Raw genomic sequence first — 9,470 nt, 5'->3', positions numbered from 1 at the left:
GCTCCGAAGAGCGGGCGCAACATGGCCGATTACTCGGCTGCTGCTTCTTCTGCAGCGGCGGTCTTGGCGATGACAACGGCGTCGTCATGGCCCTTGCCCAGCTTCAGAGCCGGAATTTCCACGCCAGCCGGCAGCTTCAGGCCCGACAGGTAGATGATGTCGCCAGCCTTCAGCTCGCCCAGGTCGACTTCGATCGACTCCGGCAGGTCCTTCGGCAAGCAAGCGATCGACACTTCCTTCAGTTCGTGGGTGACCAGCACGTCGGCAGCCTTGCCAGCCGGCGAGGTGTCTTCGTTGATGAAGGTCAGCGGCACCGAAGCGTGCAGCACTTCATTTTCGTTCACGCGCTGGAAATCCAGGTGCATGACCAGCTGCTTGTACGGGTGACGCTGCATGTCACGCAGCAGCACCTTGTGGATGGTGCCGTCGAGGTTCAGGTCGATGATCGACGAGTAGAACCAATCGTTGAACTGGGCCAGCCAGATTTCGTTGTGGTTGAACTGGACCTTCACCGGCTCCTTGTCACCACCGTAAACGATACCCGGGACCACGCCTTCGTGACGCAGGCGGCGGCTCGCACCCTGACCTTGCACGTCACGACGGGCGACTTTGATTTCGTGGGAATTTGCCATTGTTGACTACTCTAGGTTGTTGCATCGCCTCGCGGCGTTGCGTAAAGACTCTTCCGCGACCAGAAGAGCCCGTGATGATCCCCGGCAAGCCGGGGACCGGATGCATCAATCCACGTACATCGAGCTGACCGACTCACCGAAGGCGATGCGGCGCATCGTCTCGGCCAGCATTTCGGCCACGCTGATCTGGCGGATCTTGGGACAGACGCGGGCCACTTCGGAAAGCGGGATCGTGTCGGTCACCACCAGCTCATCGAGCTGGGAGTTGTTCAGGTTGTCCACCGCCGGGCCCGAGAGCACGGCGTGGGTGCAGTACGCGGCAACCTTGAGTGCACCGCGCGCCTTGAGGGCGGCAGCGGCAGCACACAGGGTGCCGGCGGTGTCGACGATGTCGTCGACCATCACGCAGGTCTTGCCCTCGACGTCACCAATGATGTTCATCACGGTGGCGACGTTGGCACGCGGACGGCGCTTGTCGATGATGGCCAGGTCGGCATCATCCAGGCGCTTTGCCACGGCGCGGGCGCGTACCACGCCGCCTACGTCCGGGCTGACCACGATCAGGTTGTCGGTGCCGTAGACACGCCAGATGTCGGCCAGCAGCAGCGGCGACGCATAGACGTTATCGACCGGCATGTCGAAGAAACCCTGGATCTGATCGGCGTGCAGGTCGACCGTGAGGATCTGGTCGGTATGCACGGCCGAGAACATCTTTGCAGCAACCTTCGCGGTGATCGGCACGCGCGAGGAGCGCATGCGGCGATCCTGGCGGGCGTAGCCGAAGTACGGCACCACCGCGGTGACGGATGCAGCGCTCGCGCGCTTGAGCGCGTCGATGATCACCAGCAGTTCCATCAGGTTCTCGGCGCTGGGAGCACCGGTCGGCTGAACGACGAAAACGTCCTGCTTACGCACGTTTTCCTGGATCTCGACCTGTACTTCACCGTCGGAGAACTTGGAAACCAGCGCCTTGCCCGGCCTTACCCCGAGTTCCTTGCAGATGCTCTGTGCAAGAGGTTTATTGGCATTGCCGGAAAAGACCAGCAGGTTCGGGGAATCTTGCATGACAGCTCTCTCGGGCGGGGGCGAGTAGCAAATGGAAACGTGAGTACTGCAGTGATGGCGCAGGTGTGACTGGCGCACATCCATTGCGCTTACAGCGTTGGGAGTGTGTGGCAGGGGCGGTAGGATTCGAACCTACGAATGCCAGGATCAAAACCTGGTGCCTTGGGCCTCTTGGCGACGCCCCTGCATCAAACAATTCCCGTCGTATCCAGCGCATCCAGCAGTGGCGAGCGATCAACACCCGCAGCTACCCATGCTCGCAGTTGCGGCGGCAACTCCGCCAAGGCCTGCTCTGCAGCAGCGCGCGTGGCGAACTCGACGAAACAACCGCTTCCCGACCCCGTGAGTCGTGCCCGACCAATACCTGACAAGGCCTGGAACGTCGCCTCGATGGCAGGTTCCTGGCGCCGTAGTACCGGCTCGAACGCATTTCCGAGGACGGTCCCGGAAGCGAAGTCCGCTATTTTCACGGGCTTGGCATCCCGCGTCAAATGCTGTGAACGGAAAAGTTCAGCCGTGGGCACATGAACGCCCGGATCCACCAGCAAATACCATGCTTCCGGCAATTCCATCGGCGTCAGCAATTCGCCCACACCTTCGGCCCAGGCGCTACGCCCGCGCACGAATACCGGTACATCGGCGCCTAGGCCGACACCAAGTGCGGCCAGCGCGTCCTCGTCCAGACCAGTGCCCCATAGCGCATTCAGCGCCACCAGCACGGTTGCCGCATCGGATGAGCCACCGCCAAAGCCGCCACCGGCAGGGATCCGCTTTTCGACCCGGATATCGACACCTTTGCCGCAATTGGTGGCATTTTTCAGCGCGATGGCCGCACGAACCACCAGATCATCAGCCTCGGCTACACCAGCCACCGATGGCCCGTCCCGATGCACCTGACCATCTTCACGCAGGCGCAGCCCGATGCGATCACCCCAATCCAGTAGCCGGAATACGGTCTGCAGCACGTGGTAGCCATCCGCGCGACGGCCGGTGATATGCAAAAACAGGTTCAACTTGGCCGGGGCCGGCCAGTACGACCAGCCCGCTTCGTCAACAACGGCAGTCATGGCGCGTCCGAACCCCATTCATCCACGATCAGGCGGACCTTGGCATCGCCATTGACCGCCTCGATCCGGCGCGGCAACGACGGACGCCCGGCCTCGGCCGGGTACCAGTCCAGGTAATCCACCTGCCAACCCTGCTGGCGCAGTACCCGTGGTCGCCCTTCGGCGTCGAAGCCCAGGTGTTCGGGACTGGCACCGGCGCTGGGAAGGCCGCGCACCCACTCCGCCAGCTGGGCGACCGGGATTTCCCAGCCAGTGGCCTGCAACAGCAGCTGGCCGGCGTCATCGGCCGTGCGCGGCCCGCCATCAAGTCCCTCCAGACGCACCGCCTGGCCGGGCTCACCACCACTGAGTTGCCAGCTCTGGCGAGTCACTGGTGCAGCCAGGCTGACCTGATAGGCAGGCCCCTGCTGCAGCCAGTCGATCCGGCCGTTGCCACCGTTGCGCCCCTTGCTGATCGCCACCCGGCCCTGGAACGACCAGTCCGGCTGCGCCCGCAAGGCGGTTTGCCGCTGCTGCTCCGCCGCCTGTGCCTGCGCCGACACCTGCGCTACTTCAGCCGCTACCGGCGCCGCCTGGCGCTTGGGCACCGAACCACAGGCTGCGAGCGTGCCTACCACCAGCAGCGCCAACGGCGCCCGCCACATCATTACGTTCATACACCCAACTTTTCGATCGCACGCTGCAGCGCGCGGTTATCCGGATCCAACTTGCGGGCCTCGTCGAAGTAGCGCCGGGCTTCGTCTTTCTGCCCCAGCACCCACAGCACCTCGCCCACATGCGCGGCGATTTCCGGGTCCTTGTTCAAGCTCCAGGCGCGGCGCAGATGCACCAGCGCCTCGTCGTTGCGACCCAGCCGATACAGCACCCAGCCATAGCTGTCGACGATGGCCGCATTGTCCGGCTCGGCGACGCGCGCACGGTCGATCAGCTCCAATGCCTCCTGGTAGCGCTGGGTGCGGTCGGCCAAGGTGTAGCCCAGCGCGTTCAGCGCCGCCACGTTCTCCGGCTCGGCCACCAGCACCTTGCGCAGGTCAGCCTCGGCGCGCGGCACATTGTCGTTGCGCTCCCAGGCCAGCGCGCGGGCGTACAGCAAGGCACTGTCATCCGGGAATGCAGCCAGGCCACGAGCCAGCACATCGAACTCGGCCTTGGTTTCGCCATCACGCAGCTGCAGCTCGGATTCGAGCAGATAGGCGTCACGGCGTACATCGTCGTCCAGCGAGGCATCGGCCTGGATCGACTGCACTTCCTTGGCAGCGCGCGCCTTGTCGCCCAACAGGTGCAGCGCATTGACCGCACGCAGCTGCGCCTCACCGCGATGCTCGCCACCGGGCACGCCGTGATACCAATCCACGGCTTCCTGGTAGCGCTTCAGGTATTCGGCGATCTTGCCCAGCAGCAGGCGCTGGTCGGGATCGGGCTTGCTGGCCTTGGCCGCGATGTCCTGATACAGCGCCAGCAGCGCCACATCGTCCTTCTGCTTGGCCAGCAGCGAGGCACGCATGCCCCAGCTCTGCAGATTCTGCTCACCGACCGACAGCACATGCTCGGCGGCCGCGGTTTCACCCAACGTGTCATAGGCGATGGCCAGCGCACCGCGCAGCTCTTCGTCCTTCTCGGCCTTGGGCTCGATGCCCTTGAGCAGGGCCAGCGCCTCGTCCTTCTTGCCGGCCTGGTTGAGCTGGGACGCATGCAACAGCGCCACCCGCGGCTCGTCCGGGAAGCGCCGGACCACCTCGCCGACCATGCGCCGCGACAACTCCGGTCGCTCCATGCGCAGGGCCAGCCGGCCGAACTCCTGCCAGGCCTCCAGATCATTGGGGATCGCATTGGCGTCCACCAGCATGCCCAGCACCTGTGCCGGCACCGCCGGGTCGCGGCCACCGGTAGCCAGCGCCAGCAGCGCATAGCGCCAGGCGCGCGGCTCAGGAGAGCGCAGTACCGCCAGCAACTCCTTGCGGGCCAGCCGGGCATCACCATTGCGCATGGCCAGCGCACCACGGGTGCCGCGCACCGCGACCGAACCAGGGTCACGCTGCGCCCACAGCGCCAGCGCCTGTTCGGCGCGGTCGGCATCATCGGCCAGCATGGCGATGCGGGTGGCGCGTTCAGCCAGGCCCACGTCGCCCTTGGCTTCCTGGGCGGCCTGCAGGTACCAGCGGGCGGCATCGGGCAACTTGCCAGCCTGCAGCGAGAATTCGCCGGCCAGCACCGGGGTCAGCGGCAGGCCTTCGGCCGCCAATGGCGCCTGGACCGGCGCAAGGGGGGCCGCCAGCACCGGAAAAACCGGCAGGGAAAGCAACAGAACGGTGCATATGCGATTGAATACGGGCATCTGACGCAACCGGGCCGTAAAATGGCGGCCTTCAACAGCCAGCAGCTTATCGCAAGCAACTGAACAGATGACCCTGTGGGTGCTCGGACTGAATCACCAGACTGCGCCGGTAGAACTGCGCGAACGCGCTGCCTTTGGCGGAGACGCCCTGCCGCGCGCGATGGATTCATTGCGGCAGACCCCGCAACTGGCCGAGGCGGTGCTGCTGTCCACCTGCAACCGCACCGAGCTGTATGCCGTTGCCGAGGACAGCAAGGCCTTGAGCCACTGGCTGGAGCACCACGCCGGCAGCCTGCAGGGCTACCTCTACCAGCACAGCGACGCTGAGGCCGTGCGCCACCTGTTCCGGGTCGCCACCGGCCTGGACTCGATGGTGCTCGGCGAGCCGCAGATCCTGGGCCAGGTGAAAGATGCCTGGGCGCTGGCCCACGACAGCGGCGCAATCGGGCAACAATTGGACCGGTTGTTCCAGCAGACCTTCACCGTGGCCAAGCGTGCCCGCACCGACACCCGCGTCGGCGCCAATCCAATCTCGGTGGCTTCCACCGCGGTGCGGCTGGCGCAGGACTCGTTTGCACGCATGGATGAATCCACCGTGCTGCTGGTCGGTGCCGGCGAGACCATGGAGCTGGTCGCCAAGCATCTGAGCGATGCCAAGGTGAAGCGGCTGCTCATCGCCAATCGCACCCTGGCCAATGCCCAGGACCTGGCCAGCCGGCACGGCGGCGTGGCGCTGCCCTTGACCGAGCTGGAGCGCCATCTGGGCGAAGCCGATGTGGTGTTCTCGGCCACCGCCGCGCGCGAGCCGGTGATCCTGCACCGCCAGGTCGCCAACGCGTTGCGCCTGCGCCGGCACAAGCCGATGCTGCTGTTCGACCTGGCCGTACCGCGCGACATCGAAGCCGAGGTTGGCACGCTGGCCGATGCCTACCTGTACACCGTGGATGACCTGGAACGGGCCGTGGAAGAAAACCGCCGCGGCCGCCGCGAGGCCGCCGCCGAGGCCGAATCCATCATCGACCTGCAGGTCACCCGCTACCTGGAGAACCTGCGCGCCACTCGCCTGCAGGCGCCGATCCGGCAACTGCGCGCATTCGGCGAGGCCACCCGCGCCGAATTGCTGGCCAAGGCCCGGCAACAGCTGGCGCATGGCAAACTCCCCGACGAAGTACTGGAGCAGCTGGCGCACGGCCTGACCAACCGCCTGCTGCATCCACCCACCGCCGCCCTGCGCCAAGCCGCGCAGGATGGCGATACCGATCTCACCCGCGCCGCCGAGCGCCTGTTCCCGGCCACCCCCGGGTATCACCACCCCGCTGCGAGGAATGATGACGCCGACCCTGCGCCGTAAGCTGCTGGCACTGGCCGAGCGCCGAGAAGAACTGGAACGCCTGCTTTCCGACCCCGATGTGGTCGCCGACAACGAGCGCTTCCGCAATTTTTCCCGTGAGTTCTCGCAACTGGAACCCATCGCCACTGCATTGGCGAACGAAACCCGTGCGCTGGAAGACCTGGCCTCGGCCGAAGCCATGCGCAATGACCCGGAACTGCGCGAGCTGGCCGAGGAAGAAATCAGCGCCGCGCAGGCCCGCCTGCAGGCATTGGACGAGGAACTGGCGCTGCTGTTGGTGCCACGTGACCCGCGCGACGAAGGCAACCTGTTCCTGGAAGTGCGCGCAGGCACCGGTGGCGACGAGGCGGCGATTTTTGCCGGCGACCTGTTCCGCATGTACGCCCGCTATGCCGAGCGCCAGGGCTGGAAGGTGGAAGTCGAGTCCGACAACCCCGGCGAACACGGCGGCTACAAGGAAATCGTGGCACGCGTGGTTGGCCGCGGCGCCTATTCCAGGCTGAAGTTCGAATCCGGAACGCACCGCGTGCAGCGCGTGCCAGCCACCGAATCGCAGGGCCGCATCCACACCTCTGCAGCGACGGTAGCGATCATCCCCGAAGCCGACGATGTCGAAGACGTGGTGATCAACCCGGCGGATCTGAAGGTGGACACGTTCCGTTCCTCCGGCGCCGGCGGCCAGCACGTCAACAAGACCGAGTCAGCCATCCGCATCACCCACGTCCCCACCGGCGTGGTGGTGGAATGCCAGACCGAGCGCAGCCAGCACGCCAATCGCGACAAGGCGATGAAGCGACTGAAGGCGCAGCTGCTGGATGCCGAGCGCAGCAAGCAGGCCGCAGCCCAGGCCGAGTCGCGCCGCCTGCAGGTAGGCAGTGGCGATCGCAGCCAGCGCATCCGCACCTACAGCTTCCCGCAGGGTCGCATCACCGACCACCGCGTCGAAGGCCTTACCTTGTATGACTTGCCCAACATCATCGAAGGCGGCCTCGACGACCTGATCGCACGCCTGCAGCACGAACACCAGGTGGATGAGCTGGCGCGCCTGGCTGAAGGGACGTAACCCCCTCCAGCACGCAGCACCTGCTTTGCTCCCTCCCTTATGCGAAGCATAGGGGAGGGCTGGGGAGGGGTAGCTTTGGCTTTGGCTTTGGCTTTGGCAGCTGCCTCTGGATTTGGCCTTAGTCGCCAGCCCAGAGCAAAATCAACAGCTACCCCTCCCCAACCCTCCCCTGCGCTACGCGCAAGGGAGGGAGCAAAGCAAGCACAATGACCAACGCCCTCAACGAACGCGACCAGCTCCGCCATGCCGTCACCCGCCAGCCCGGTGACTTCATCGCCTGGGTGATGCTGGCCGATGCAGAACTTGGCATCGGCGATGTGCGTGCAGGTGAAGCCGCAGCATCCAGAGCCCTGCAGCTGCGTCCACAACACCCCGAAGCCCTCGCCCGGCTCGGGCGCGCCCGTTGGATGCAAGGCAGGCATGACGAAGCCGCCGCACTGCTGCAGCAGGCCTGCCAGCTCGCTCCGCAGCACCCCGGCATGGCCTTGTGGCTGGGTCATGTATTGGAAGATGCCAACCAGCCCGAAGCCGCCGCCGATGCCTATCGACGCGCGCATGCCCTGGCACCGGACGAGGCCTATATGGCCGCACAGCGTCTGAACTGGCAGCGCCGGCTCTGCGACTGGCGCGATATCGATGCGCTCTCGCAACAAGTGCGGCGCGCGGTAGCGCAAGGCAATCCCGCCGTGGAGCCGTTCGCCTTTCTCAGCGAGGATGCCAGCGCCGCCGAACAACTGGCCTGTGCGCGGCAACGTGCCGGCGTGCTTGCCCAAGCCATTCCGCGCCTGCCTGCAACGCAGGTGCGTGCACACGGCGCGCTGCGCGTCGGCTTCCTGTCCAACGGCTTCGGTGCGCACCCGACCGGGCTGCTGACGGTCGCCCTGTTCGAGCAGCTGCGCGCGCAGCCGCAATTGCAGGTCCACCTGTTCGCACTCAACCGCGACGATGGCAGCAGCATCCGCCAACGCCTGCACGCCGCTGCGGAACAACTGCACGACGTCAGCGGCCAAGCGCATGCGGCGATAGCCCAGCGCATCCGCAACGCAGGCATCGATCTACTGTTCGACCTGCGCGGCTGGGGTGGCGGCGGCACACCCGAAGTACTGGCCATGCGCCCTGCTCCGCTGCAGTTGAACTGGCTGGCCTACCCCGGCACGTCCGGCGCGCCGTGGATCGACTACGTCGTCGCCGATGGGTTCGTGCTGCCATCGGCGCTGGAATCAGGCTTCAGCGAAAGGGTTCTGCGCCTGCCGCGCGCCTTCCAGCCCTCGGACAACACCCGCATCATTCAGTCGCCACCGTCGCGCGGCGACTGTGGCCTGCCGGAAGCCGGCGTGGTGTTCTGTTGCTTCAACAACAGCTACAAGCTCAACCCGCGCAGCGTCGAACGCCTGCTGCAGGTGCTGCTGGGCGTGCCCGGCAGCGTGCTGTGGCTGCTATCCGGCCCAGGCAAGGCGGATCAGCGCCTGCAGGACGTCGCCCGCCAGCGCGGCGTGGATCCAGCCCGCCTGGTGTTCATGCGCAAACTGCCGCATCCGCAGTATCTGGCCCGCTACCAGCATGCCGATCTGTTCCTGGACACACACCCCTACAACGCCCACACCACCGCCTCCGACGCGCTATGGGCTGGCTGCCCGGTGTTGACGGCACCCGGCAGCACGTTTGCCGCGCGGGTGGCGGGCAGCCTCAACCATCACCTCGGCATGGATGACATGAATGTCGCCGATGACCAGACCTTCATCGCCAAGGCAATTGCACTGGGCAACGATACTGCCGCCCTGCAGGCCACGCGCCAGCGGCTGGCCGAAGCCCGCGAGCGTAGCAGCGTGTTCGACATGGCCGGCGTCGCCAGTGACCTGGCCCAGCTGCTGCAGCAACTGGCCAGCGCCAACGGCTGGCGTGGTGCAGACATTGGCTGACATGCGATTGGGTTAGGCTCGGCACTCCACAAGGAGTG

At 65.8% G+C, this 9,470-nt stretch carries 8 protein-coding genes and 1 tRNA gene; 3 read left to right on the top strand and 6 right to left on the bottom strand.

Features of this window, described 5'->3' with window-relative positions; translation table 11 throughout:
- Nucleotides 1-29 precede the first annotated feature (29 nt).
- The 6 genes from QMX78_RS04960 to QMX78_RS04935 all read right to left on the bottom strand — a co-directional run bounded on the left by QMX78_RS04960 (nt 30) and on the right by QMX78_RS04935 (nt 5,099).
- Nucleotides 30-632, bottom strand: a complete 603-nt coding sequence (locus QMX78_RS04960) for a 50S ribosomal protein L25/general stress protein Ctc (RefSeq protein WP_282267139.1) — start codon at nt 630-632, stop codon at nt 30-32.
- 105 nt (nt 633-737) lie between these two features.
- On the bottom strand, nt 738-1,697 hold the full coding sequence (locus QMX78_RS04955; RefSeq protein ID WP_282267136.1) for a ribose-phosphate diphosphokinase: 960 nt from the start codon (nt 1,695-1,697) through the stop codon (nt 738-740).
- A 108-nt stretch (nt 1,698-1,805) separates the two neighbouring features.
- Nucleotides 1,806-1,882, bottom strand: a tRNA-Gln gene (locus QMX78_RS04950).
- A gap of 3 nt (nt 1,883-1,885) precedes the next feature.
- Nucleotides 1,886-2,764, bottom strand: coding sequence for a 4-(cytidine 5'-diphospho)-2-C-methyl-D-erythritol kinase (gene ispE, locus QMX78_RS04945; protein WP_282267133.1), 879 nt, complete (start codon nt 2,762-2,764; stop codon nt 1,886-1,888).
- On the bottom strand, nt 2,761-3,420 hold the full coding sequence (gene lolB, locus QMX78_RS04940) for a lipoprotein insertase outer membrane protein LolB (protein ID WP_282267131.1): 660 nt from the start codon (nt 3,418-3,420) through the stop codon (nt 2,761-2,763). The genes ispE and lolB overlap by 4 nt, the downstream gene beginning before the upstream one ends.
- Entirely contained in the window at nt 3,417-5,099 is a 1,683-nt protein-coding gene (locus tag QMX78_RS04935; RefSeq protein ID WP_282267129.1) for a tetratricopeptide repeat protein, read from the bottom strand. The genes lolB and QMX78_RS04935 overlap by 4 nt, the downstream gene beginning before the upstream one ends.
- A 67-nt stretch (nt 5,100-5,166) precedes the next feature.
- On the opposite strand from QMX78_RS04935, the gene hemA reads away from it, so the two are divergent.
- The 3 genes from hemA (at nt 5,167) to QMX78_RS04920 (ending at nt 9,432) form a co-directional block, all read left to right on the top strand.
- Entirely contained in the window at nt 5,167-6,450 is a 1,284-nt protein-coding gene (gene hemA / locus QMX78_RS04930; RefSeq protein WP_282267127.1) for a glutamyl-tRNA reductase, read from the top strand.
- Complete coding sequence (gene prfA / locus QMX78_RS04925) at nt 6,428-7,513, top strand: peptide chain release factor 1 (protein ID WP_282267126.1); 1,086 nt, start codon at nt 6,428-6,430, stop codon at nt 7,511-7,513. The genes hemA and prfA overlap by 23 nt, the downstream gene beginning before the upstream one ends.
- Before the next feature lie 206 nt (nt 7,514-7,719).
- Entirely contained in the window at nt 7,720-9,432 is a 1,713-nt protein-coding gene (locus QMX78_RS04920) for a tetratricopeptide repeat protein (protein WP_282267124.1), read from the top strand.
- Nucleotides 9,433-9,470 lie beyond the last annotated feature (38 nt).

This window comes from Stenotrophomonas sp. PS02298 (assembly GCF_029959445.1).
In the GTDB taxonomy this organism is placed as follows: domain Bacteria; phylum Pseudomonadota; class Gammaproteobacteria; order Xanthomonadales; family Xanthomonadaceae; genus Stenotrophomonas.
This window is presented reverse-complemented; position numbering and strand designations above follow the sequence as displayed.